Here is a 25039-nt window from a genome sequence, read left to right on the forward strand (position 1 = left end):
CTGGTGTGATGAAACCCGTTATGCAATCCAACAAAAACAGTGATCCCGCCTCTCTCCCTCTGAGCCTTCGACCGGCGCGCAAATCCACCGAGCGCATGATGCGTGCTGCGGAGAGGCCGGCGGTCAAGGAAGACTCGTTGAAGGTGGTCTTGGACGTTGCCGGTCAGATGGCGATGTCCCTGACAGAGACGGGGGCGCAGGTGAAGTCGCTCGCGGCCTCCGGAGAGGAAACCGCGGCCGCCCTCCATCAGATGGTTGCCGCCGTCGAGCAGGTGACGGCGCATAGCGAGGAGGCCGCTTCTTCGGCCATTCAAACCAACAGTGCCATCAAGCGAATCGCGGCCGCCACATCCAGCATTACCACCACGACGGAAGAGATCTCCCATTCCTCCGCCGAGCTTTCCACCGCCATCAACGAGGTGGCGGCCACCGCCAAGCATATCTCCAAGGATTCGGAAGATCTCGTTTCGGGGCTCAACGAAACCGCCGCCTCCATCGAGGAGATGAGCCGTTCGGTGCATGGAGTGGCTCGGCATGCCGACGAGCTAACCGGGTTGGCTGAAGAGGCGTTGTCCTCCATGAACGAAATGGCCGCGTCCATCGAGGAGGTGGATGCGATGGCCGACGGCATGTCGACCGCCGTGGAACAGAATCTCACCTCCGTGGAGCAGATGGCTCGCTCCATCCAGTCGGTAGCCCAAAACAGCGAGCGCATTACCGAGGCTGCTCTGGAAGCGGGTTCCAGCGCCAATCAGATGGATCGTTCCAGTCGCACGGTGGCGGACCTGCTCCGGCAGATGCATCAGATCACGGACCGCGTTTCCCACGATGCGGATGAAGGGGGACTAGCGATACGCAAATCCATTGAGGGCATTGGGCGGGTGGCCAAGACCATGAGCAACTCGACAGCGGTGATGCGTGAGCTTAACAAACGCACCAGCGAGATCGGCGGCATCGTCGGCACTATCAATGTCATCGCCGAGCGGACCAATCTGCTCTCCCTCAACGCCTCGATCGAGGCGGCTCGCGCGGGCGATGCCGGCCGTGGATTCGCGGTGGTGGCCGAAGAGATTCGCAACCTGGCCGATCGATGTGCGAAGGCCACCTCCGAAATCGGGCAGATTATTCGCAACCTGGAGCAGATCACACACGAAGCGACTCAGGTTTCCGCGGATGGCGCCCGGCTCACTGAAGAGTCTCATCAGCTCTCGGAGAGTGGTTCGGCGGGCTTGCAAAAAATCCTTCTGGGCATTCGCGAGACCAGCGGGCTGATGGGGCAGGTCAGCCGAGCCTCGGAGGAGCAGCTCGCGGCCAACCGGCGCGTGATTGAGTCCATTGGCGTCACCGCCGCTCAGTCGCGTCAGGTTTCGACCGCCACGGCCGAACAATCCAAGGGCGCGGCGATGATTATTCAGGCTTCGGGACAAATGCGGAAAGTCACCCGTGAGGTTTCGCAGGCGATGAGCGAGCACGGCCGGGCTTCTCGGACCATCGTCAAATCCGTCCAGGCGACCGCCACCGTGGCGACGCAGCTGCGCAAGGCAACGACCGAGCAGGCTGCCGGCGCTAGCCAAGTGGTGTCGGCGGTCGATGTCATGCGCAAGGTGGGAGTTTCCACCTCGCGGGCGCTGCTCGAACACGGATCAGCGACGGACCAGATTTCCAAGGAAGCGGAGCGCTTGCGTCAACTGGTGTCTTCGATTTCACAAGCCCTGACTGAACAGGCGTCGGCGGCGTCACAGGTCGACACCAACACGGATCGGCTGAAGGCGCTCTCGGAACAGGCGGCTCTAGGCATCAAGGAGCAGGCCCAGGCCATCAAAAATATTTCTGTCTCGACCGCCAACGTGGCCCATCAGATCAAGCTGGTGGGGGACGCCAATAAGGAGCATTCCAATTCCGCCGCCACCCTCGTGTCCTACCTGAGCGAAAGGCAGCGCACGCCTGGTTCCCCATCCGGGGATCCAAGCTCCTCAGATGGATCACCCCAGGTGTTTAAGGCCCGGAAGCTTTCCTCGACCCATGCCGGCAATCGCACTCGTTCCTGAGCATGACGGCACGCTATGGCGCCTAACTCTTGAATTTGATGCGAATGCCCTCTCGCGCCGTGAGCCACCTCCCCGCTCAGCCGACCCACGAATCGGTCCTGATGCTCATTCGCGACTTGGTTCACGAACGAACGGGAATATTTTTCGACAATGCGTCCTTACAACTGATGGCGGATAAACTGGATGGGCTAGTGGCAACTCAGGCATCGGCGGCATATCTGGATTTTTACTACCGCCTCAAAGGAGAGCCCGAGACCTCGCCCGAGTGGCGTGAGGTGATCAACCTGTTCTCGGTCCAGGAGACCTATTTCTGGCGGGAGATCGATCAGATTCGCTATTTCGTCGATCGGATCGTGCCCGACTGGTTCGCCGCAACGTCGGCCCCTCTGACCGTCTGGAGCGCTGCTTGCGCGAGCGGGGAGGAGCCCTACAGCATCGCCATGGCGCTGGACGCCGCCGGCTGGGGACACCATCCCATTCGGATCCATGCCAGCGACGCCAGCGACAAAGCCCTGCAGAAGGCCGCCTCGGCCCTCTATCGCGAGCGGGCGTTTCGGCTTCTTCCTGAGGCTTTTCGCCGACAATATTTTGAAGAGCAGCCTAAGGGATGGAAGTTAAACTCCCAGATTGCCGGTCGGGTCACCTTCCAATGGATGAACCTGGTGACGGAGGACAACTTCGATCGGATTCCCGACCCGCAAGTCATCTTTTGCCGCAACGTGTTTATTTACTTCTCGCCGATCTCAATCGCGAAGGCTGTTCGTGCCTTCGCCCGGCGCATGTCGGTCGGCGGATACCTTTTCGTCGGCGCCACCGAGTCGCTGTTGAGGCTCACTGACCGGTTCGAGCTTCGGGACCTGGGAACCTGTTTCGCTTATAAAAGAACCCCTTCCGGCTCATGAAACGTGTTCGCATTTTGATCGTTGATGATTCGGCGTTTGCCCGCAAGGTGGTGCGCGAAATTGTGCAGAGTGAGCGAACCGAGGTGGTCGGAGCGGCCCGCGACGGCCACGAGGCGTTGGCGCTGGCGGCCAGTTTAAACCCCGATCTGATCATCTGCGACCTCGCCATGCCCGGACTTGATGGCATCGAGTTCATCCGGCGGCAAATGGCGGCAAGGCCCGTTCCAATCCTGATTCTCTCCTCGGCCGCGCAGGATGCCGCGGAGGTCTTCACCGCCTTAAACTCGGGCGCGGTGGATGTGGTGCACAAACCCAGCGGACTGGCGAATGATCTGTTGCGCGACGTTAAGGTGGACCTCATGGAGAAAATCATGCTCATCATGCGCATCGCTCCGGAGAAACAGGCTCCCGTTTCAACCATCGCGGCCTCCCCGGAACGCATCGCATTCGAACGACGAATTGATCTGGTGGCCATCGGGATTTCCACCGGTGGTCCTCAGGCTCTACGTCGGCTCATTCCCTTGTTTCCCAGGAGCTTTCCTGCACCCATCGCCATTGTCCTTCACATGCCTGTTGGCTACACGGCGATGTATGCCGAGCAGTTGAACGAAATCTGCGCGCTGGAGGTTAAGGAGGCCGCCGAAGGGGATGTCCTGGAGCCGGGCATGGTTCTTCTGGCCCAGGCGGGACGCCACCTCACCGTTCAGAGGACAGGCACAGGCAGCGTCATCTCCCGGCTTTCCGTGCAGCCCATCAACAAATTACACCGACCCTCGGTGGATGTTCTCTTTCGATCCGTCGCGGAGACTTTTGGAGCCCGGGCGTTGGGGGTAGTCATGACCGGGATGGGGGACGACGGCAAGGAAGGGGCCGGCTGCATCAAGGCTTCCGGTGGAACGGTTATCACGGAGGCAGAGCAAAGCTGCGTGATCTACGGAATGCCCCGCTCGGTGGTGGAAGCTCGACTCAGCGACTCGGCAGTTCCCTTAGACCAGATGGCCGAAACGATCATTAACTTCGCATGAAACCTAAAATTCTCATTGTGGACGATTCCTCCCTCGCACGTCGAACTCTTCGGCAGGCGTTGGAAGATCTTGGCTATCTCGTCGAGGATGTCTCGGACGGTCCCCAAGCTATCGAATCATTCTACCTGCATAGACCTGATCTAGTGATCCTTGATATCGTGATGCATGGAATGTATGGCACCGAAGTGTTGGCCAAGCTGCTGGAGATAGACCCGGCGGCTCGAGTGCTCATGCTTACCGCCGACGTTCAGGATTCCACCTCCTCGCAGGTGAGGCAAAACGGTGCCATTGGCATCCTCAATAAGCCCATCACGAGGGAGAAGCTTGCCGCCGCCCTCAAGCCCATTTTCGAAGGGGGCACTCTATGGACTTGACGGCGAGCCAGCAGGATTCTTTGGCGGAGCTCATCAATATAGGCTATGGGCGCGCCGCCGGAGCGCTTTCTGAGCTCACCGGATACCGGATCACTCTCGAGGTGCCGGAGGTGGCGATGCATACGCTGGACCGTATCGCCGAGCTTCTAGGTGCCCTGATACCCTCGCAGGTCGCCAGTGTCGACCAGGTGTTCTCGGGTCCGATTTCGGGCCGCGCCTACCTGCTGCTCGATCAGAGGGCGGCGCTGGTACTGAGCCAGCTCTTGACCGAGAATTTCGCCGAGACCTCGCTGTTGGATTCCAACGCGCGAGAAACGATCACGGAGGTGGGGAACATCCTGCTCAATGCGTGTCTGGGCGTCTTCGGCAATTTGCTGCACGTCCATGTCGCCTTTCACGTGCCGCGCTTTCGGCTCGATACCGTGGCGTCCGTGCTGGGCGCCGTCGATCGTGAATCCGAGGAATCGAAACGTTATGGACTCATGATCCACACCCGCTTTCACGTCAAGACGAAGGACATCGCGGGTTATCTCGTGATCGTTCTGGGCATCGCCTCCCTGGACCGTCTCCTCGCGGAGCTGGACCAGTGGGAACAAAAGCAGCTCACATGAGCGGCCCAACCGAAAGCAGGCGGGAATCGGACCCCAGCGTGGCGGGGATTCAGTCCGTAGTGAGTTGGCTTCAGGCCATAGCGCCCTACGGCATCCTGACCACTGATCGGTCCCTTCGCATTCAAACATGGAATCAGTGGTTGGTTTTCCACAGCGGCCTGTCTGCTTCGGAGGCTATCGGGCGCAGCCTGGTGGAACTATTTCCCGACCTGCAGCAACGACGTCTTTTGTCCCGGTTCGAAAGCGCTCTGGCCGGGGAGATCAGTGTGTTGTCCACGGCCCTCCACAAATACCTGCTGCCATTTCCCGTTACTATCGAGGGTTGCCGGTCCCAGTGGATGCTCCAGACGGCGCGCATCGCTCCGTTGCCCGATGAGGATCGCATCGTGGGAACGATCACGATCATCGAAGATGTGACTCAACGGGAGTTTCACGCTTACACCCTCCGACGGCAGCAGGAGTTGGATCGTCTCCTCTCCGAATCCTTGGGAGCCATGATGGAGTCCACCCATGTTGTGCAGGATCTGGGTGCCATCCTCACGCCGATGCTGCCGTATCTTGGTTTTGATGCTCATTTTTGCTACGTCTGGCATCCTGGAATCAATCTGTTTCAACTTCGCTCCTGCTCCGGGGTGCCCACCGCTCAGCGCGAGGTGATGCGCGCGAAAAGGTTGGCGAATGAAGACCGCCTCAACTCTTCTGGTGGGCCCGCCAACATCCTTAAAACGATGGCCAAGCACGCAAAGGTTCTGACGGCTTTAGGCATGAGCGGCGTGAGCTGTTGGCCTCTCTCGATCGCGGATGAGGTGTTGGGTTTCATCTCTTTTGGAAGTTATCCCCCGAGCGTGCTCGAAAGGGAGGAGTACCAGCTGCTGTCCCGCCTGGTGCATTTTCTGGCTCTCGCTCTGGATCGGGCGTCCAAGTCGCAACGAGTCTTGGCGGCCTCGCGGGCCAAGGATGATTTCCTGGCCGCGCTTTCGCACGAACTCCGAACTCCGCTCAACCCCGTTCTCATGTTAGCGAGCGATGGGGCACAGAACCCGGAGCTCGCGGCTTCGGTCCGGGAATCCTTTCGTTTAATTGAGAAAAACGCGCTCCTAGAGGCCCGATTGATTGATGATCTGCTGGACCTCACGCGGATCGAGAACGGAAAGGTAAGTCTGGACCTTCTGACGATAGACGGGCACACGGCCGTGATGGATGCGATCGAGAATGTTCGGACCGATGCCGCCCAAAAGAACATCGTGGTGGTCCTGCAGCTCCAAGCCGATCGAAGTTATGTCCATGCAGATCCGGCCCGTTTGCAGCAGATTCTTTGGAACGTAATTAAAAACGGCATCAAATTCACTCCTCCGGGCGGACGCCTGTGGATCTCGAGCAGCGTGGAAGGGGAATCCAAGTATTGGAAGTTGGAGGTCAAAGATACGGGCATTGGCATGGAGCCGGCGGAGCTCGCTCGGATTTTTGATGCCTTCTCACAGGGCGAGCACGCGTCGGAGGGCGGCAGACACCGCTTTGGGGGCTTGGGCCTGGGCTTGGCGATCACTAAGAAGCTGGTCGAACTCTTCGAAGGCACCATCGAAGCCAGCAGCCCGGGGCGGGGGCGAGGCTCCACCTTTTTGGTTCGACTTCCGCTCTCCACGGCACCGCCGAGCTCCGAGGCTCCCGCGCGCCCGTTAAGGTCTCCCCCCGCGGCACCTTCAACATCGTTCCAAAGCGATGCCCCCGCGTTTCGGATTCTATTGGTCGAGGATCATGAGCCGACGCGGTCACCTTTTGCATCGCTGTTGGGGCGACGGGGTTATGAGGTTGTTGCCGTGGGGTCAGGGGTGGAAGCGTTGGAAGCAGCCGCGCGGTCCGGATTTGATGTGGTGCTGGCCGACATTGATCTTCCGGACATAGACGGGCACTCATTAATGGGATTTCTCAATAAACGTTATGGACTCAAAGGCCTTGCCTTGACGGGCCATGGCACAGAGACGGATGTGGCAAAGAGTCTGGAGTCCGGGTTCGTGGCGCATTTCACCAAACCCATCAACCTCTCGGCTCTGGAGGAAGTCTTGCGGGAGCTTCTCGCTTCTCGCCGAGACTCGTAATCGCCTGCCAGCAATTCTCCCGACCCGCTGCCTGGTGCGGATGGGCGTATTGCAACGTCAGGGTTTGCAAATTGAAACTCTCTTCGTGTGGCGCTGGAGCGACGAAGCGCTTCCGGCGGGCGAGGTCTCATCCAGTCGGTTCATCGGAAGACTACGGCACGATATCTACTTCCCCACCATCTGGCACGCTCCTTGCGGAGGCGTCGTCGAAACGAAGCCCGATCGGGCTGAGAGAGCGATCTGACTGCCTCGGAAGATTGGAACTCCTATGGCCTACCAAGGACGAACTATTTGCGGTTTACAGGACTTTGTGACTGGGTTCCTCAGCCTGTGCCAGAGGTTGACCCTGTGACTACAGAATCAGGCGACAGTCAACACTCCCGCTTTGAGAACTATGTCCTCAGTCATTGGGGAGACTTGTACCGCTTGGCAGTAGGGATTGGGTATGACCGAGCCTCAGCCGAGCGACTGATCCACGTCACCCTGGTCGCGGGTTTTGATAAACTCAACGAGCACGGGTTCCAGTCCCCTGCGGACGCAAAACTATGGCTGTTAAAACTGATGATCCGGTTTCCGGGTGAGGCCCTGGGCAATGAGGTTGACGATCTGAAACCATCTCGGGGTGCAGAGCCGGGTCTCCAGCCAGATTCGGATCCGCAGTTGGTTAGTGTTCATCACGGGTTGCAACAGTTAGGCGGACAACCACGCATTATTCTACTTTTGGCGATCCTCGAGCGGCGGAGTTGCGAGGACATAGCCGACATTCTAAAACTATCCGAGTCTGAGGTGAGGCGCGAACTAGCTCAAGGCGTGCTCCAGTTTCACAAGGCCTTAGCTGGAGAATCCCCTGAGTCGTCGCTGGTGCTTAGGGAAGCGAGCCCCCTTGGTCGATGATTCGGAAGAATCCGGCTGCGCCCGCCGTGGGCAAGGTGAGTTCTTGCAGGAAGGTCGTTTGTAGGTCGGTCCATTGGGGTTCAGAGAGCGACATCTTTTTTTGCACCTTGTAGGGAGGGGCGCCGCCGGCCCATGAGAGCATCACTCCGTTCTGAGTCATGTCGATAGCGACGATCGCGAGCGAGGTGGCGGACGGGGGAACGATTTTGAAAACTTTTCCAGTCGTGCCGCTCGGGCCTGTTTTCGTCGAACCCAGAACATACAGTTCCCCGTCGGCATCTTCTCCGAAACCTTTGAGCAACACTCCCAGACCTCGGTTCTCTAGTCCAATCCGAAGTTCCGTCAGCGAATTGCTTCGGACGGCAAAGAGTCGACCTTGCCCGTCCCCGGACCGGCCGTAGTCCCCCGTCAGATACATACCTGACAGATTGGTTGCGGCCGATCCCCGGTAGACAAAGCCTCCGATGATCGCCTCTCCTTCGTCATGGTCATACTCCGCCTGCGGATCGATGAGGTCGACCGGTAAGTTGGCCGGAGGGGTTAAGGTCACGTAGCCGGAGTTGTTTCCATTTGCATTGAAGAAGAAACTTCCTTCCTTCAGCGGCCAGCCGTAATTGCCGCCCTTGATGACGACGTTCACCTCCTCGATTTGGTTTTGCCCCACATCGCCTAACCAAAGTTCCCCGGTCAACCGATCGAAACTGAACGCGTATGGATTTCGAAATCCGTAGGCGAAGATCTCCTGCCGCGTGCCCGCTTGATTTGCCCACGGATTGTCCCCCGGAACCCCGTACTGTCCGTTAGCAGAAGAGCGGCCGTCTACATCGATTCGTAGCATCTTGCCCAGGAGGTTGGTCAGGCTCTGAGCGTTCCCCCCCGCCACATGTCCCGCGCCCTGATCATCCGCTGCTCCACCGTCACCCGTGGCGATATAGAGTAATCCGTCCTGGCCGAAACGCAGCGTGCCACCATTGTGATTGGCCTGGGGCTGGTCGAGCCTGAGCAGCTCACGTCGTGAGTTGGGAAGCGCGCGATTGGTGTTGGCGGCATCGAGTCTCCATTCAGCGAGGACGGACTGATGATTGTGGGTCTGACCTTCCGCCAGGGGGATGGGGAAGTCTGCCGCCGGCCCGACTGGCTCAGATGTGTAGGTGTAGATCAGCGGATTCTGGGCGAAGTTGGGGTGGGCAGCCACACCGAGCAAACCCCGCTCATCGTAATTGGTATTGAGGGTGACGATCCGGGATCGCAAATCCAGAAACGGGGTGGGCAGGGGGACCCCGTCGCTGACCAGGTGGATCAATCCGACTTGATCATAGACCAGCAGGCGTGTGCTGCCATCGTCGAGTGAGGCGATACCCAGTGGTGCGACCAGTCCCTCCATCACGCTTTCCAACTCAATGACCCTCGTGCTTCGGGCAATCGGCTGCGCGATAGGGTTGGGGATTTCAACATCCACAGTCACTGACACCGGCGCGGAAGTGCTGATGCCTCCGTCGGTGCCCTTTGCACGGGCGGTTAACGTGTGACTGCCGATATTGAGCGTGACGTTCAACTGGAACGGGCTGTTGGTGACTACGCCCACAGACTGCTCATCGTCAAAGAACTCCACCTCGCTCAACTCGACTGCAGAGAGATTGGTGGCGACCAGGAGCGCTGCACCCGAGGCGGGCAGGCGTTCACCTGCGGTCGGGCTGGTGATCGCCACTCTAACGGGTTCGTTCGTCTCCACCACGTTCACCGTGCCAATCATACCCTGGAATTCGTGAAGCAAGCATACATAAGGAAAGCTCCCAGGCTGCAGGAAGGTCACCGAACAGCTTACGGGAACGGTTGGAGTGCCGCAAAAGACATCGCTTCCCACCCCAGTGACAGTATGTTCGCCTTGATCGTTGATCCAAATGACCGTGTCGCCGACGTTCACCGTTACCGTGGACGGGATAAATGCGAAGTTACTCATGGATACCGTCGACGTTGCTCCCTGGCATCGCAGATGCGCCGTTAGCACCGTGAGGCACAGGAGCCCTAGAAGGTGGGATATCCGGCCAGCGCATGGTTTGCTTCGATTCATAGGAGCTGTGTGGTTTGAGCGGGAGTTGTGCGTGCGGTCGTCGGAGGCCGCGATGGACCGCACTAGCTTATCGCGGGCCAATCACGTCGGGCCGTTTTCCTTCAATGCTCGAGTTGGATCTCAGCTCAGGCAGCGTCCCTTCGTGGCAACCTGCACAGTCTCCCGGGCACATTGCACGGGACGGGACGCTCCCACCGCGTCTGGAGCCCAATCCATGCTGTCCTCCCGCATGGACTGGGCTGGAGATGGTTTGGCTTCTTCGCTGGAAGGGAGATTCCCTCCGCTGAATCTTTGGCTCTCTTTTAGCTGGAGGGGACCTGGCTCACATTGCGTCGCATGCCGTCCAGCAAATCAATCCTCTCGATCTATCGGGTTTTCCGGGGTGCCGTACGGGAGTGGATGGATCGTGACGTCGCCAAGCTCGGGGCGGCGTTGGCGTTCTATACCTTGTTTGCCATCGCTCCCCTCCTGATCATGGTGTTGGCGATTGCGGGTTTCTGGTTCGGGGAGGAGGCTGCCAGCAGGGAGCTTTTTGCTCAGATATCGGGTCTCGTGGGCGCGGAGAGTGGGAAAACCATCCAGGCTTTGGTCGTGGCCGCCAATAGGCCCTTGGAGGGTGCTTCGGCTACCTTGATGGCTTCGATCACCCTGTTAGCCGGTGCCACCGGTGTTTTCGTTCAACTCCAGGACGCCCTGAACTTTATCTGGAACGTGCCTCGCCGGAGCGGGAAAGGGATCGTGCGCTTCATTCGCGGTCGGGTGCTGTCTTTCGCGCTCATTTTGGCCGTCGGATTTCTGCTCCTCGTCTCGTTGGTTATCAGTGCGACACTCGCAGCAGTGAGTGCGTGGGTGGTGCGTTCGGCTTCCAGCGAGGCCTTCTTCTGGGAGGTGCTCAACCTGATCATTTCCATCGGGATCGTCACGCTGCTGTTCGCCATCATCTTCAAAGTGCTTCCGGATGTCCATGTCGCCTGGCGGGTGGTCTGGCGGGGAGCCTTGGTCACTGCTCTCCTCTTTAACCTGGGCAAGCATCTTTTTGGACTCTATTTGGGCCGAACGGGCATAGCCTCGGCATACGGGGCGGCCGGATCCCTCGTTGTGGTGCTGCTCTGGGTTTATTACTCCGCTCAGATTTTGCTGTTCGGGGCGACCCTGACGCAGATCTATTCCCGTCAACATCCCGCTGAGAACTCCAACTCCCCCACCGACCGAGCCCTGAAGGCTCCGACTGAGCAACGCGCTCATCCCATGCCCCGCTGGGCGCAACTCCTTGAGTAAAAGCCGAAGGATGGACCGCTCGAAAACAATCACTCCTTGGCTGGCGATGAAGCAACGATGGGAGCCTGCTCCGGCGCTCGATGCGTTGCTGACCAACGCTGATCCCTGGTGCTCTCTGGCTGGCCGGAGCGCATCGGGTAAGGTGCAAGCCTTGGGCGGAGCAACCGGGCGCTTTGCATGGTTCCACATCGCACATTCAATGGCTGACCCCGCCCACGGGCATCCTGATGAGCTTTGATCCTGGCATGGCATTAGCTGAGGTGGACCGATTCGTCATTGCACCCAGCGTTGGTATTACTTTTTCAGATTTGGAAGACTCTATGAACACTAAGCGGACATCCAAGGCCAGTAAGTCTCAACCCACAAAATCGATCAGTTCCTCCGGTGAGCAGTCACCGCGAGCGGGTGGCGAGCTGCATCAGGAATGCCGGGGAGAGCATGCTCCGCTTACTACCAATCAGGGGATGCCTATCTCGGACAATCAGAATTCCCTGAAGGCCAACCCCCGAGGTCCCGTCCTGCTTGAGGATTTCGTGTTGCGGGAGAAGATCATGCATTTTGATCATGAGCGAATCCCCGAAAGGATCGTTCACGCCCGGGGTACCGGGGTGCATGGCTTCTTCGAACTGACCACGAGCCTGAAGAAATACACCACCGCGAGGATTCTGACTGAGATAGGCGAACAGACTCCGGTCTTTGTCCGGTTATCCACCGTGGCTGGCGGTGCGGGGTCGGTCGATACCCCGCGAGACGTGCGGGGGTTCGCGGTTAAGTTCTACACTCAGGAGGGGAATTGGGATTTGGTGGGAAACAACATTCCGGTGTTTTTCATTCAGGACGCGATCAAGTTTCCTGACCTGGTGCATGCTGTTAAAATGGAGCCGGACCGCGGCTTTCCCCAATCCGCGACCGCCCACGACACGTTTTGGGACTTCATCTCGCTGACCCCCGAATCCATGCACATGGTGATGTGGATTATGTCGGATCGAACGCTGCCTCGTTCCTTGCGGATGATCGAAGGTTTTGGCGTTCACAGTTTTCGGCTGATCAACAGCAGCGGAGAGTCGACTTTCGTCAAGTTTCATTGGCGTCCGCGGCTGGGCCTCCAGTCCACCGTGTGGGATGAAGCCGTCAAAATCGCCGGAGCGGATCCCGACTTCCATCGTCGGGAATTCTTCGAGGCAATTGAAGCCGGTTCGTTTCCGGAGTGGGAGCTTGGGGTTCAACTCTTCACTCAGGCCGAGGCCGATCAATTTCCCTTTGATCACTTGGATGCCACCAAGCTGATCCCCGAGGAGCTGGTCCCGCTGAAGATAATCGGGCGCATGGTCTTGAACCGATGGCCCAACAATTTTTTTGCGGAAACGGAACAGGTCGCTTTCTGTCCGTCGCACATAGTGCCGGGGATCGATTTCTCCAACGATCCGCTGCTTCAGGGACGGCTGTTTTCGTATCAGGACACGCAGTTATCACGCCTGGGCTCTCCCAACTTTCATCAGATACCGGTCAACGCGCCGAAGTGTCCCTTTGCCAATCAGCAACGGGACGGACAGATGCAGATGGCGCAGCCGTCGGGGCGAGTTGCTTACGAACCCAACTCGCTATCCAATACGTCGCCACGGGAAACCAGCGCCCGGGGCTTTCGTTCGTTCGCCGCAGTAGAATCCGGTGAGAAAGGTCGGGTCCGGCCTGAGAGTTTCGCCGACCATTACAGCCAGGCCCGGCAGTTCTACGTCAGCCAATCCGCAATCGAGCAGGCCCATCTGGCTTCTGCTCTCGTGTTTGAACTCTCGAAAGTGGAGCACGAGCACATACGCGAACTCATGGTGGGACACTTGATCCACATCGATGAACCTTTGGCCAAGCGTGTGGCCGATGGATTGGGCATGGAAAAGCTGCCTGCGCCTCCCCGAACCGCGGCTCCTGTGCAGCCGCTTCCGCCTTCCCCAGCCCTGCAACTCATCGGTAAAATGAAGCCAACCTTGGAGGGAAGATCGATTGGGATTTTGATCGCCGAGGGTTCGGATGAAGGACTGATCAAGAAGTTGCTTAAGATGGTTGCGGCCGAGCAGGCCACAGCCAAGGTCATAGCGCCGCGAATCGGGCCGGTGAAGCTTCTTAATGGTTCCTCGATGATGGCGACCGCGCAACTCGCGGGAACGCCCTCTGTCATGTTCGATGCAGTGGCGGTGCTGCTCTCGGAAACGGCGGCCTCCGCATTGAAGAAGGAGAGCGCTGCCATCGACTTCATGCGTGACGCTTTCGGCCACCTCAAAGCCATTCTCGTCGATCAGGGAGGGCTGGAGTTGTTGAGGGCGGCCAATCTGGAGCCGGATGGAGGAGTCGTTGTCGATGGAAATCTGGTCGCATTTCTGCAGGCGGCCAAGACCCGACAATGGGATCGGGAGAAAAAGGTCCGGACCTTGGCCTAGCGCCTAGCTGGAAGCAAGCAGGCGCAGATGAATCTCACGTCAAGCCATCCATTCTGGACCGTCAACAACGGTTTGGTGGAAAGCTACCCCTCTCTGCAGCGCGATGTGGAATGCGACGCGGTTGTGGTAGGCGGTGGCATTACGGGAGCTCTCGCAGGGGTGCACCTGAGCGAGGCTGGGATTAAGACGGTGTTGATCGATAAGCGGGACATCGGTGGAGGAAGCACGAGCGCCAGCACGGGACTGCTTCAGTACGAGATCGATGTCCCGTTGCGCGAGTTGATTCCTCGGGTCGGTCGTCAGGCTGCCCTGCGCAGTTTGCAGCTCTGCCGAGAAGCCATAGGCAAGCTTCAGCGATTGGCGGCCCGCTCCTCCATTGAGTGCGGCTTCGAGCGGAAGCCCAGTCTGTTTTTAGCCCGCTACGGGAGCGAAATCCCCGCCTTCAAAGAGGAGTTTCGACTGCGACGGGAGGCGGGCGTGCAGCTGCGGCTGCTCGACGCGCAGGCTCTCCGGCAGCAATTTTCCTTCGCGCGTCCCGCGGCGCTGCTCTCGCGTGACGGAGCGCAGGTTGACCCGCATCGCCTAACCCATGGCTTGCTTCGGACAGGGATGAAGCGAGGCTTGCAGGTGTATGATCGTACGGAGATGACGGAACTGGAGGAAACACGTCGTGGGGTTCGGCTCACCACCCGCCAGGGCTTTCGAATCACCGCGCGTCGAGGGATTATCGCGGCTGGTTTTGAATCCAAGCTGCTGCTGCGCGGGGACGCGGGATCGCTCAAGAGCACCTACGCGCTGATCAGCGAACCCCATAGCAATACATCAGGATGGCCTCATCAGTGCCTGATCTGGGAGAGCGGTTCTCCCTATCTCTATATGCGCACCACCGAGGAGGGGAGAGTGATCGTGGGCGGAGAAGATGACGATTTCGTGAGTGCCAAACGCCGCGATGCTAGCCTGGCGCGCAAAACGAGGACCCTGCTGACCAAATTCACCCGGCTGTTCCCCACCATGCCCATTGAGGTCGCTTACTCCTGGGCAGGAACGTTCGCGCAGACCAAGGATGGGCTGGCTTTTATCGGAATCCACTCCCGGTTTCCTCATCTTTACTTTGCCCTGGGATACGGAGGTAACGGAATCACCTTCAGCCTGATTGCGGCCGAAATCATTCGCGATTCGTTCCTCGGGCGGAAGAACCCTGACGCCCGCATCTTCCGATTCGGTCGCTAGCCATCCGCCGCTTGGGGGCTCAGCCGGAACGAGCGCTCCGGGTCGAGATTACCGCCAAGCCTCCTCGGATTTGTTCTCGAAATGCTGGAAGGCTTTGATCACGCCCTGAAGGACTTCGGCAGAGGTTTCAAAAAGCGCCTGGGCCTTGGGGTCGGATGCTTCACGGGTGCTCTCATGTAAGAACACCACCAGCGTCTCCATCATTCGACGCGCCATGAAGGACTGATTCTTAGCTGTTTCCGAATCGATGCTGTTCATTGGTAATAAGCTTTCTTTGGTTCTGCACCTGGTGGAACCCGTGAGCGTCCGTGTGCGCTCCCGTCATTGCAGCTCTCCAAACCTTAAGCTGGTTATATGCCAGTTGTGCTCGTGATCCATTGAGGAGGCGGGCGGCCACTAACCTGACTCCCGCCCTCCCTCCTCGACTTCAGACGATTCACTTTCAAGCTATCAAGAAGGCAGAACGCACGAATTGCTTGGAGCATCCCAGGCGACTTGCACGCCGGCGCCGCAGTGAGTGTTGTCTCGGAGTGTCATGGTTGTTTGCGGGGAAAAAAGTGGGGTCTTTGAATCAAAAACTTTTGTCAAACGGTGAATCGTCTGCGAGCTTTGTGAAGACCCTTCACGATGGCGCAACGCGCTCCCACCCCTGGCCGCCACGGCCAGTCGGAGGCTAATTCTTAGGGTCTCTCGGTCGGCGCTAGCGCTCGTGTCTCTCACTGCGTGTATGTATGAAATGGAATTCCTCTTCGTCTGAAACGGCACATTTAGGTCATTCCTGCCTCAACCACACAATTACCCTGGATCGCGCGCATCATGGCCTCCTCCTTGCCCTGGGGCTCGCGGCCAGCGGGGTGCTGCCTGTGGAAGCGCTGAATCTTGCTCCGCGCGGCCAAGCCGTGCTCGGAGTCAACAACGCGATAGATGTCGACGCAGGCACTCCACGGTTCAACGCTGGGGCACTCGCGAACATCAACGACGAGCAACCTGACACCCATGTCGACACCTGGTTTGGCAACGCGGGAACGGACCGCGGCCAGGGGATCAGTTTCGTGGGGATTGTGTGGACCATTCCGCGGGTGGAGACCATCGACTCGTTGGTGCTGACCCTGGCCACCTTTGGAGATGGCGGCTGGTTTGGTGTCAATGGCCGCGGCCCGGCCGCGGGAGAAGCGCTCACCGCCGCTGATCTGCTCGAACCTACCGTGCAAACCACCAAGGATGGTGGTGCCACCTGGACCACCGTTCCGCATAGCTCGGATTATCTGGGCGTCATGACCGGATTTTCGATTGGAGGCGGTGCCAATCCAACTCCCAACCCAGTGACTGCCACATTTACGCTGAGCCCGGGGGTTTCAGGCATCAATGGGATTCGGATCATCGGACAGAATGGCGGCGTCGCCGACGGGAACGGTTTTATCGGTGTATCAGAGTTGGTTGTCGAGGCGGGCAGCGCGGTCGATGCGGATGGCGACGGGCTGACCGATCAGGAAGAGTCCGTGGTCTACCGTACCAATCCCGCTGTGATGGATTCGGACAGCGACACGGTTTCCGACTTTGATGAGGTGAGACGAGGAAGCGACCCTAACAGTGCAGGTAGTCTTCCTGACACTTTGGCGGCTCAGGGCAATGGTATCCTCGGGACTAAATTGACCCTCGAGCCGGGCCCTGAAACGGAGGTTCCGTTATTCCATGCCGGCACCCCTGGTAATATTAACGATGGGCAGCTTACAACGAGTGTGGATACCTATAACGACGCTGGCGCGAGCACCGTCAGCTTTGTGGGCATCGTCTGGGAATCTCCACTGCCAACGCCCGTCGCGAGATTGGAACTCACATTGGCGACGTTCTTGGATGGAGGCTGGTTCGGCGTAAATAATCAAGGCCCGGCGCCGGGAGGTAGCTTGGTTGCCTCAGATTTGGTGGAGCCCTCCGTGGAAGTCTCCTCGGATGGTGGCCTCAGTTGGACACCGGTGCCTGCTACCTCCGACTATGTTTCCGTGCTCACCGGTCATGGCATAGGAGGTGGAGGAAACCCCAATCCCAGTTCTGTGACTGCCCGATTCACCCTGGCCACTCCGGTTGAAGGCATCACCGGGATTCGCCTCATTGGAACGGATGGTGGAGTGGCCAGCGCGGGGTTTCTTGGCGTCTTCGAGCTCACCCCACGTGCCCCAGCGATCGACTCGGACAACGACGGAATGGAGGATGTGTGGGAGCGGATCAATGGGCTGGTTGTGGGCATCAATGATGCAGGCAACGACGCCGATGGGGATGGGTTGCCGAACGGTCAGGAATTCGTACGCCTCACGGGACCGCAGACCGGTGACAGCGACGGGGACGGCCTTAAGGATGGGTTAGAAATCACCCAATATCAATCCGATCCGCGTCGGGTGGATACGGATGCTGATGGACTTCGAGATGGCGATGAAGTTCTGGTCTACCAGACCGATCCGACGCTCGACGACAGCGATGGTGACGGTTTTGATGATGGGATCGAGGTGGGACTGGAGAGCGACCCCGCGAACCCCTCGAGTGTTCCAGACAACATCGCATCCCTCGGTACCGGAATTCTGGGGACCAAGCCTGCGCTGGAAGATGGTCCGGAAACAGAATTGCCCCTTTTCCACGCCGGCACGGCTGCTAGCATTAACGACGCGAATCTGACTTCGAGCGTCGATACGTTTGATGGAACGCCGGCGCGCGCCGTCAGCTTTGTAGGGATACTTTGGGATCGACCCATCACGAACACAGTTCTCAGTCTGGACCTCCACTTGGCCATCTTTTTTGACGGTGGCTGGTTTGGCGTGAACGGTACGGGACCGGGAGCGGGACAGGTTCTTTCAGCAGCGGATCACTTGCTGGAACCGATTCTGGAAACGACCACGGACGGCGGCATCACCTGGACGGCGATCGGCGCCTCCTCCGATTACTTGGAGGCGCTGGACCAGCACCCGCTACCGGCCGTCGCGTTTGGCGCGCCTACTCGGGCGATGGCGACATTCCGGCCGGCTCAGCCGCTTAGCGGCATCAATGGCCTCAGGATAGTGGGGAACGACGGAGGCACTGCGGGAGGCGGCTTCCTGGGCGTTTTTGAACTGGTGGTACACGCGGGAACTTCGGTGGGGCCGCAAGCAGTCACGCTGGTCGAACCTGAGGTCGTTGGCGGCTCGATGCGATTTGGTTTCGAGTCGAGGGCGGGGGCCAACTATGTAGTGCAGTATCGGATGTCACTGGCCGAAGGGGACTGGCAAACGCTCGGCAGCGTTGTGGGGGACGGCAGCCGGAAGGTTGTTACGGATGGATCCGGCGAGGCGCAACGATACTATCGGGTGATGAGCGAATAGTCGAAGCGTTCATAGGGCACAGCGTCAAAGCCGGGCCGGAGCCCTTGTGTTTCGGCCCGGCTTTGAGTCCGGGTCAGTCCTGTACGGCAAAGGCGGAGCGGGCCATTTCGATGCGCCACTTCTCGACGATCGAGAATTGCTCAGCCGCTCGTCCCGCCAAACCCGAAAAATCAAACTCTTGAAATCTCGTCTCCGCTGCAAGGGTATACCCCAAGGCCCTCCAGAGAAGCCGCTTACCTTCGATCCCCAAGGCGAGCAGCTCGAAGGCTTCCATGAGGCCCAAGTCGTTACCCGGGCGGCCGAAGCTTCCCAAGCGCAGGGCGGTGGCCTTTTCAAGCAACCACGCCCCACCACGCTGGGCCAAGCTTGGCTTGGCACCGACGAGACACATGAGCCGATCGAGGACGGCTTGGTCTTTCTGTATCTCGACTTTCAGGTGGGTGCACAGCTCCCGCATCCCGGGCTTAGCTTCTGAATTTCCCAGATCCTCGAGTAGCGCGACGGCCCCCACGGACCCGGCGAAATGATCAGCAAGGTACTCACCGAGGTTGGAAAGATCGGCTGGTGGCATGGGCTGGGGATTCACAGTGGGACCTCGAAGCGATCGGTGAAAGGTGATAGGATACGATCGCTTCACGGGGGGCGTCCCCGTGAAGCGATACCAGGATACTAACGCTTCTTGGTGCCCGTGGGACGGATCCCTCGTTCACCAAAGGTGGTCGTCTCGTCCTGGTCTTCTTTCTCTTCTCCAGCCGAGTCTCCCAGCGCCTCCTGGTTTTTGCTCGTGGCTAATGCCGTGAGAGCCTCATCAGCCGCCTTTTCCTCAGCTAGAATCTCCGCGAGGATGTCCGCCGCTTCCTCGTTTTCCAGCAATCCGGCCCATTGATACAGGCAGCCGTAGGAAGCGATTTCATAGTGCTCCACCTTCTGTGCGGCGCAGATGAGCGCGGCATTGATCGCGGGGGAGCCTTTGAACTCGGTGGCAATTTCGTCGCCTTCCTCCAGCAGTCCAATGGTCGCCTCGCATTTCTGGCCTTTCGCCGGTTTGCCAAAGGCTTCGAAGACTTGCTCCAGTTTAGAGATGTGGCCTTTGGTCTCCTCGAGATGGGACAGGATGGCTTCCTGCAGTTCCTTGCAGGTGGCGGCCTTGGCCATTTTCGGCAGAGCTTTAGCGATTCGCTGCTCCGCATCATACATGTCGGCAAGTTCGTTCAAAAACAGTTCGTTGAGCATTTTCATGGGAATTTGTTTTGTAATGAAAGTCCTTCCGAGCCCGTGGGTGTTGGCGATGACATCGCTTGGATCGGGCTCGGTCGGCTTTCGATCCATCGAGGCTTTAGCTAGAACGGAGCCAAGCGAAATCCTTGAATGAATCCATTGGTTCCAGTCTAAAGGGGGGCGTGGAACAGGGTGCAGTTTGCACAGAACGAAAGGCTTTCGGGCGGAATGCAATCGCGAGCACGGCCCGTTGGAGAGCGAAGTTGAGAAGGAGTTGGTGAGCATGCTCAGAACGAGCGTGGGGGATGCGCGCAAGCGGCCCGCGGCCTTCAGCCCCCCCTCGGAGAGCATCGTGAAAACGACGCCCGCTGGGAATAGCGGATCGGCGAAAGAAATGAGGGCTTGATCCCGTGCCCCTCGCTCGCGAGTGCGACCGGCAACCCAATCGGGAAAGCTGGAAGGGCGACTCCCCTCGGCTAAACCGTCCGGGCAGTGGAGTTGTTTGCAGAACCGGGTTTCAACGTGAAGGCGTGGGGGGGAGCCCAAGCAATGGCCACCTGCCTCGGTGGCTGGGTTTGCGCCGATTCTTGTATCTCTGGATCCGCTACCGCCGATGGTCCTAGGTAGAGCCGGGCGGATTTGGCGATTCCTTCGTATTGAGGTTTACGGCGGATGGAGTGAACCGGACCAATCGACGTTTGCATAGCGCACGGCCTTAGCAAAGCCTAGGCCAATGGGGTGCCTGCAGAATGGACCGTCGGGAGAATCGAAGATCCGCCTCCCTCAAGCCCATTTTTAATGAGTGGCGACCTGGCATTGCTTCGTTACAAACCCGGGTGAGATGGAGTGAAACGTTGCACCCTGCAATCATGAGTCGACAAATTGCAAAGCCAGGCTCGCCGCAGCCGAAGGGTCAGTTCACTAGAACCCCTTGGTGCATACGGGGCTGACGCGAACCCATCACCCCGGTGTTGATCTGTCTTTTCCCTGGCACTGTCCGTGCTAAGGACCCGCCTGCCACCCCTGCATGGAGCGAACCAGAATGGACGTCGTCGCGTATTTGGTAGCCCGGACTCCGACTAGATTGATTCGTTCATCAAGCCTACGTGTGTTGCTTGGCCAGTGCGGGGAGCATCGACATTACTGAACCAAGACTTATCCGATGAATATGAACTACCAAATAGGCTTTAGGCGGGGCGCGATCTTCGCTGGGCTATGCGCCCTCACCGGCGCATCGCTCTCCGCCGGCACCTTCACGGCCGACTTCAACGACGCAACGGTCCCTGCAGGTAGCGCCGTCTATGGCAGCACCATCGTCGACTCCGCCGGCGGCGTCGACGGCGGTGGCGTGTTGAAACTCACCCAGGCGGTGAACAGTCAGACCGGATCCTTTGTGGTGGACGATCTCGATCCGGGCAGCGCGGGCGGCCTCAATTCGTTCACGGCCGATTTCAAAATGCGGGTCGGCGGCGGAACGGCAACGCCGGCCGATGGATTTAGCTTCAGTGTCGGCTCTGATTTGCCAGCCGCCGCGTGGAGCGAGGAAGGCCCCACCACCACCGGACTGGTGGTGGCATTCGATATTTACGACAACGCCGGAGGTGAGGCACCCGCAATCGATCTTCGCTGGAACGGGGTCGAGTTTCGTCATCTGGTAGTTCCTCTGGATCTGCTCAGAACCGGCGCCGGTTTTGTGGATGTGATGATCAAAGTCGACCCGGACGGCACATTTGACCTGACCTACAACGGAACTCAGGTTTATTCCAATGTGTTCATCCCGAACTTCGCGCCCATGGTAGCCGCCAAGTTTGGGTTTGGGGCGCGGACGGGCGGCTTGAATGAGAACCAGTGGGTGGATGATCTCACCATTGCGACGACGACTGGCGATCTTCAGGTGGCAGTGACCCAGGAGCCTGCTGATGTGACCGTTCTGGCGAATGCCGCGGCGACCCTTCGGGTTGCCGTTAACAGTTCGGATCCCTCGCTAAACTATCAGTGGTTTAGAAAGGGGCCGACCGACGCTGGTTTCACGGCGATCGCTGGAGCCAATGAGGCGATTTTAGTCACGGCTCCGCTCTCGGTGGCGGACGCTGGCACCCAATATCGACTCACTGTGACCGGGTTGACAGAGGTGACCACGCGGGCTGCCACGGTTTCGGTAGTCGACATCCCTCCTCCGGTAGCGAATCTAACACTGGACTTCGGAGATGGTGCGGTGCCGTCCGGCACGGCCGTCTTCGGGACAGCTGCCGTTGGACCCGACGGCTTTGTGCATCTCACCGAGGCTGCCAACGATCAGAACGGCGCTTTCACGATTGAAGACATCAACGGTGGCCAGGCGGTAGACAGCCTGGACGTCCGCTTCCAACTCCAGCTTGGACCCGGTTCCACACCTCCTGCCGATGGATTTAGCTTCAACTGGGCCAGCGATCTTCCGAACGCCACTTTGGCGACGGCCGAGGAGGGTGCCGGCACCGGATTGACCGTCTCGTTTGATGCCTACGACAGTGGCGGGGGAGAGGCGCCGGCAGTGGATGTGAAATTTGGAGGCACGGTGCTCGCGTCCCGCAAGCTCACTATCCAAGAGCTTTCGCTGGAGCGCTTTGCTGACGTCCTTATTCGAGTGCGGCCCAACGGATTGGTAGACGTAGCGTATGATGGCATGTTGTTGCACTCAGGGGTCCAGATTCCTGGATTCAGCGCCCTGGCGGGAGCTCGATTTGGTTTCGCTGCTCGCACCGGCGGTGCCAACCAGGCCCATTACCTCGATACCATATCGATTGCCACGACCTTGTTCACCGGACCGACGGCCATCACTCGCCAACCCACGAATGCGGTAGTCCTGGTCGGTCAGGCCGCAAGCTTCGACGTTTTAGTCAATGATCCTTCGAGATCTACGTTCCAATGGCAGCGGCGTGGTCCAGGGGAGGCCACGTTCAGCAACATTGCCGCGGCAACGGGATCATCATTTACAACTTCCGCGACCACCGGCGGAGATCAAGGTGCCCTGTATCGCGTGGTGGTTACGGGGCCTGCGAATACAGTGTCGAGCGAAGCGGTGAGTCTGGACGTGGTGACGGTTACCCGCCCGACTACCGCCGAGATCGACTTCAATTTCAATGACGGCGCGGTTCCTGCCGGAACAACCGTTCTGGGAACTGCCGTGGTCACGGCCACCGGCGGGGTGGGGGACTCGGGAGTGTTACATCTGACCGATGCCGTGAACGGGCAGAACGGCGCTTTCGTGATTTCTAACGCTGCGCCCAGCCAGGCGGTGGGCAGCTTCACCGCCGCCTTTCGCATGCGGGTGGGAGGAGGTAGCGAACCTCCTGCCGACGGCTTTAGTTTCAATTGGGCCAGCGACTTCCCAGCGGCGCTCCCGGGGGAGCCCGAGAATGGGGGGGGGACCGGGCTCAGCGTTGGCTTCGACATCTATGACAACGGCGCGGCTGAGGGACCTTCCATCGATCTGCGATGGCAGGGCGGCTTAATCGCCTCTAAAATGGTAAGCGTGGACTTCATTCGCACCGGGGATGAGTTCGCTGACGTGCTGGTTCGGTTGAATCCGAATGGGACGGTGACCGTAGTTTATGAAACCAACGTGGTCTTTTATAATGTTCCGTTGACCAACTTCACGGGCTTGAGCGGAGCCAGCTTCGCTTTCGCAGCGCGCACGGGCGGGCTCAATGAAAACCAGTGGGTTGATGACATTGCGGTGGACACGGAAAGTTATGTGGGCCCCTTGCTTATCACCCGCCAACCATCCGACCTGGCGGTTCTGAACGGACAAACGGCCACGTTGACCGTCGAGGTCAATGACCCTGGTCAGGCGTCCTTCCAATGGCAACGCCGAGGGCCAGGTGAGCCGGGTTTCCTGAGCGTTCCCGCCGCGACTGGTCCTTCTCTGACCACCGCTCCGCTGATGCTGACGGATTCGGGCACGCAGTTCCGAGTTGTTGTGACGAACTCAGCCAACGTGCTTACGAGTATGGTCGCAACCATCACCGTTTTCGAGCTGAGCCTTCCTCCGGGCGCCATCGAGATCGGTTTTAACGATGGAGCGGTTCCTTCTGACTCCGCCGTGTTCGGCACCGCTGCCGTATCAGCCAACGAAGGGGTGGACGACAGCGGCGTTCTTAAGCTCACCTCAGCAGTCAACGACCAGGTCGGTAGTTTCATCGTGAACGACCTTAACCCAGGAATGAACATCGATACCCTAACTGTAGCCTTTAAAGCCAGGGTGGGCGAAGGCACGAGTCCGCCGGCTGACGGATTTAGCTTTGTTTGGGCCTCGGATCTGGCGGATGGAACATTCGGCGAGGACGGCGCGGGGAGCGGGCTGGTCGTGAGTTTCGACACCTACGACAATGGTGCCGGAGAAGCACCGGCGGTCGATGTCCGCTTCAATAGCACCTTGGTGGAGTCTCGGAAAGTTCCAGCATCGCTTCTGGACACGGCAGGCGAGTATGTGTCGGTCCTGATTCGGGTGGAGCCGGACGGATCGGTTGACGTTGTGTATGACGGCCAAGTCGTCATCTACAATGTCACTATTCCGGGCTTCCAGGGGCTGACGGGCGGACGGTACGCCTGGGGTGCAAGAACGGGCGGAGCCAATGCAAATCATTGGATCGACGACATTCAGATCAGTGCAGCGACCGCTCTCCGCATCCTCAGTATTGAGCGAGTGGGAACGGATATCCGACTCACTTATACCGGGGTGTTGCAGTCGTCGGATAAGGTGGAGGGACCCTATACTGACGTTCCCAATGCCACCAGTCCGGCAGTGATCCCCATCGGTCCTGGTAACCGCTTTTTCCGTACACGCGGCGCTCCATAAGTTAGCCGCTCCTCTTTTAGTTCCTCCCCTCAAGAGAGGCCGGGCTTCAGTCCGGCCTCTCCCTTTTGTACCTGTTTAAGTCCTCGTCCCAGGCTCAACGATCGCGCAGCCGAAAGAATTGCATTCCTTGCGAGGTGTCGCTAAAGGCCGGGCTGCCCGTGGTGTGGAGAGTCCAAGGCCCCTCTGGCGTCGGGGCGGTTTCGAGCTCATAGTGCTCGTCGTTCCACTGAAAAATCAGCAAATCCGGCTCCACTCGGATACCCAAGGTTTTTCCGATCTCGATGATATTCGAGGGCAGACTCTCCATCCCTTCGGCATCGAGGGCCGTGACGTAGTAAAGCTGTCCCTGTGCGGATCCGGGGTGGTAGCGGCGGGCGTAAGTCGTGTCGGTCGTCGCCACATGGATGAAGGGCTCACCGCTCGAGCGGGCATTATAGATTTTGTAGGCAACGACGCTGCCGGTGGCCGGAGGTTCCCACGCGATGGTGAAGGTGTCTGCTGAGCCGCTCCCTCCCCAAAGCAGTAGGAAGGTCATCACCCAAAGCCAGCGCCCGAAATAAACGAAAGGAGCATGGTTATACATGCTCCTAGCATCAAGGACGTCGGTGTCCCTCGCCAGAGCGGGATTGCCTCCATTTTATGTAGGGTGCAGGGAAGTCACTTGTAGGGTGATGTC

Annotated in this window: 17 protein-coding genes; 12 read left to right on the plus strand and 5 right to left on the minus strand. The window is 58.9% G+C overall.

The annotated features are described in order from the left end of the window. The first annotated feature begins 20 nt into the window (after positions 1-20). The 6 genes from JNN07_16915 to JNN07_16940 are packed head-to-tail and all read left to right on the plus strand — an operon-like array spanning position 21 to position 7056. Positions 21-2048, plus strand: a complete 2028-nt coding sequence (locus JNN07_16915; GenBank protein MBL9169424.1) for a hypothetical protein — start codon at positions 21-23, stop codon at positions 2046-2048. Positions 2049-2107: 59 nt separating this feature from the next. After that, the gene (locus JNN07_16920) at positions 2108-2950 is read left to right on the plus strand and encodes a protein-glutamate O-methyltransferase CheR (protein ID MBL9169425.1); all 843 of its coding nucleotides are present in this window, start codon (positions 2108-2110) and stop codon (positions 2948-2950) included. Further along, positions 2947-3975, plus strand: coding sequence for a chemotaxis-specific protein-glutamate methyltransferase CheB (cheB, locus tag JNN07_16925; protein MBL9169426.1), 1029 nt, complete (start codon positions 2947-2949; stop codon positions 3973-3975). Before JNN07_16920 ends, cheB begins: the two co-directional genes overlap by 4 nt. Further along, positions 3972-4349, plus strand: a complete 378-nt coding sequence (locus JNN07_16930) for a response regulator (GenBank protein ID MBL9169427.1) — start codon at positions 3972-3974, stop codon at positions 4347-4349. Before cheB ends, JNN07_16930 begins: the two co-directional genes overlap by 4 nt. Further along, the gene (locus JNN07_16935; GenBank protein ID MBL9169428.1) at positions 4340-4960 is read left to right on the plus strand and encodes a hypothetical protein; all 621 of its coding nucleotides are present in this window, start codon (positions 4340-4342) and stop codon (positions 4958-4960) included. The genes JNN07_16930 and JNN07_16935 overlap by 10 nt, the downstream gene beginning before the upstream one ends. Next, a complete protein-coding gene (locus JNN07_16940; GenBank protein MBL9169429.1) occupies positions 4957-7056 on the plus strand; it encodes a response regulator in 2100 nt (699 codons plus the stop codon). Before JNN07_16935 ends, JNN07_16940 begins: the two co-directional genes overlap by 4 nt. A gap of 865 nt (positions 7057-7921) precedes the next feature. On the opposite strand, the gene JNN07_16945 is transcribed toward JNN07_16940, so the two are convergent. Continuing rightward, positions 7922-9910: a PQQ-dependent sugar dehydrogenase gene (locus JNN07_16945; GenBank protein MBL9169430.1), complete on the minus strand. Its 1989-nt coding sequence runs from the start codon at positions 9908-9910 to the stop codon at positions 7922-7924. 447 nt (positions 9911-10357) lie between these two features. On the opposite strand from JNN07_16945, the gene JNN07_16950 reads away from it, so the two are divergent. The 4 genes from JNN07_16950 (at position 10358) to JNN07_16965 (ending at position 14961) form a co-directional block, all read left to right on the plus strand. Further along, positions 10358-11299, plus strand: coding sequence for a YihY/virulence factor BrkB family protein (locus tag JNN07_16950; GenBank protein MBL9169431.1), 942 nt, complete (start codon positions 10358-10360; stop codon positions 11297-11299). Between the two features lie 10 nt (positions 11300-11309). Continuing rightward, on the plus strand, positions 11310-11537 hold the full coding sequence (locus JNN07_16955; GenBank protein ID MBL9169432.1) for a hypothetical protein: 228 nt from the start codon (positions 11310-11312) through the stop codon (positions 11535-11537). Between the two features lie 82 nt (positions 11538-11619). Further along, positions 11620-13731 (plus strand): catalase, encoded by a 2112-nt coding sequence (locus tag JNN07_16960; GenBank protein MBL9169433.1) that lies wholly within the window; start codon positions 11620-11622, stop codon positions 13729-13731. Between the two features lie 27 nt (positions 13732-13758). Beyond that, positions 13759-14961, plus strand: a complete 1203-nt coding sequence (locus JNN07_16965; GenBank protein MBL9169434.1) for an FAD-binding oxidoreductase — start codon at positions 13759-13761, stop codon at positions 14959-14961. A gap of 48 nt (positions 14962-15009) precedes the next feature. On the opposite strand, the gene JNN07_16970 is transcribed toward JNN07_16965, so the two are convergent. Then, positions 15010-15219: a hypothetical protein gene (locus JNN07_16970; protein MBL9169435.1), complete on the minus strand. Its 210-nt coding sequence runs from the start codon at positions 15217-15219 to the stop codon at positions 15010-15012. 473 nt (positions 15220-15692) lie between these two features. Here JNN07_16970 and JNN07_16975 point away from each other — a divergent pair, with 473 nt between their 5' ends. Further along, on the plus strand, positions 15693-18308 hold the full coding sequence (locus JNN07_16975) for a hypothetical protein (GenBank protein MBL9169436.1): 2616 nt from the start codon (positions 15693-15695) through the stop codon (positions 18306-18308). Between the two features lie 73 nt (positions 18309-18381). On the opposite strand, the gene JNN07_16980 is transcribed toward JNN07_16975, so the two are convergent. Then, positions 18382-18879, minus strand: coding sequence for a hypothetical protein (locus JNN07_16980; GenBank protein MBL9169437.1), 498 nt, complete (start codon positions 18877-18879; stop codon positions 18382-18384). 98 nt (positions 18880-18977) lie between these two features. Further along, complete coding sequence (locus JNN07_16985) at positions 18978-19547, minus strand: ferritin-like domain-containing protein (GenBank protein MBL9169438.1); 570 nt, start codon at positions 19545-19547, stop codon at positions 18978-18980. 1141 nt (positions 19548-20688) lie between these two features. On the opposite strand from JNN07_16985, the gene JNN07_16990 reads away from it, so the two are divergent. After that, positions 20689-24363, plus strand: coding sequence for a hypothetical protein (locus JNN07_16990; protein MBL9169439.1), 3675 nt, complete (start codon positions 20689-20691; stop codon positions 24361-24363). 94 nt (positions 24364-24457) lie between these two features. On the opposite strand, the gene JNN07_16995 is transcribed toward JNN07_16990, so the two are convergent. Further along, the gene (locus JNN07_16995; protein ID MBL9169440.1) at positions 24458-24946 is read right to left on the minus strand and encodes a hypothetical protein; all 489 of its coding nucleotides are present in this window, start codon (positions 24944-24946) and stop codon (positions 24458-24460) included. Positions 24947-25039: the final 93 nt, after the last annotated feature.

The organism is Verrucomicrobiales bacterium, from assembly GCA_016793885.1.
Classification (GTDB): domain Bacteria; phylum Verrucomicrobiota; class Verrucomicrobiia; order Limisphaerales; family UBA11320; genus UBA11320.

Coding starts and splice junctions, on each gene's coding strand:
- JNN07_16915 (MBL9169424.1), top strand. CDS start 21: ATGCAATCCAACAAAAACAGTGATCCCGCCTCTCTCCCTCTGAGCCTT.
- cheB (MBL9169426.1), top strand. CDS start 2,947: ATGAAACGTGTTCGCATTTTGATCGTTGATGATTCGGCGTTTGCCCGC.
- JNN07_16930 (MBL9169427.1), top strand. CDS start 3,972: ATGAAACCTAAAATTCTCATTGTGGACGATTCCTCCCTCGCACGTCGA.
- JNN07_16935 (MBL9169428.1), top strand. CDS start 4,340: ATGGACTTGACGGCGAGCCAGCAGGATTCTTTGGCGGAGCTCATCAAT.
- JNN07_16940 (MBL9169429.1), top strand. CDS start 4,957: ATGAGCGGCCCAACCGAAAGCAGGCGGGAATCGGACCCCAGCGTGGCG.
- JNN07_16945 (MBL9169430.1), bottom strand. CDS start 9,910: ATGAGTAACTTCGCATTTATCCCGTCCACGGTAACGGTGAACGTCGGC.
- JNN07_16950 (MBL9169431.1), top strand. CDS start 10,358: ATGCCGTCCAGCAAATCAATCCTCTCGATCTATCGGGTTTTCCGGGGT.
- JNN07_16955 (MBL9169432.1), top strand. CDS start 11,310: ATGGACCGCTCGAAAACAATCACTCCTTGGCTGGCGATGAAGCAACGA.
- JNN07_16960 (MBL9169433.1), top strand. CDS start 11,620: ATGAACACTAAGCGGACATCCAAGGCCAGTAAGTCTCAACCCACAAAA.
- JNN07_16965 (MBL9169434.1), top strand. CDS start 13,759: ATGAATCTCACGTCAAGCCATCCATTCTGGACCGTCAACAACGGTTTG.
- JNN07_16970 (MBL9169435.1), bottom strand. CDS start 15,219: ATGAACAGCATCGATTCGGAAACAGCTAAGAATCAGTCCTTCATGGCG.
- JNN07_16975 (MBL9169436.1), top strand. CDS start 15,693: ATGAAATGGAATTCCTCTTCGTCTGAAACGGCACATTTAGGTCATTCC.
- JNN07_16980 (MBL9169437.1), bottom strand. CDS start 18,879: ATGCCACCAGCCGATCTTTCCAACCTCGGTGAGTACCTTGCTGATCAT.
- JNN07_16985 (MBL9169438.1), bottom strand. CDS start 19,547: ATGAAAATGCTCAACGAACTGTTTTTGAACGAACTTGCCGACATGTAT.
- JNN07_16990 (MBL9169439.1), top strand. CDS start 20,689: ATGAATATGAACTACCAAATAGGCTTTAGGCGGGGCGCGATCTTCGCT.
- JNN07_16995 (MBL9169440.1), bottom strand. CDS start 24,946: ATGTATAACCATGCTCCTTTCGTTTATTTCGGGCGCTGGCTTTGGGTG.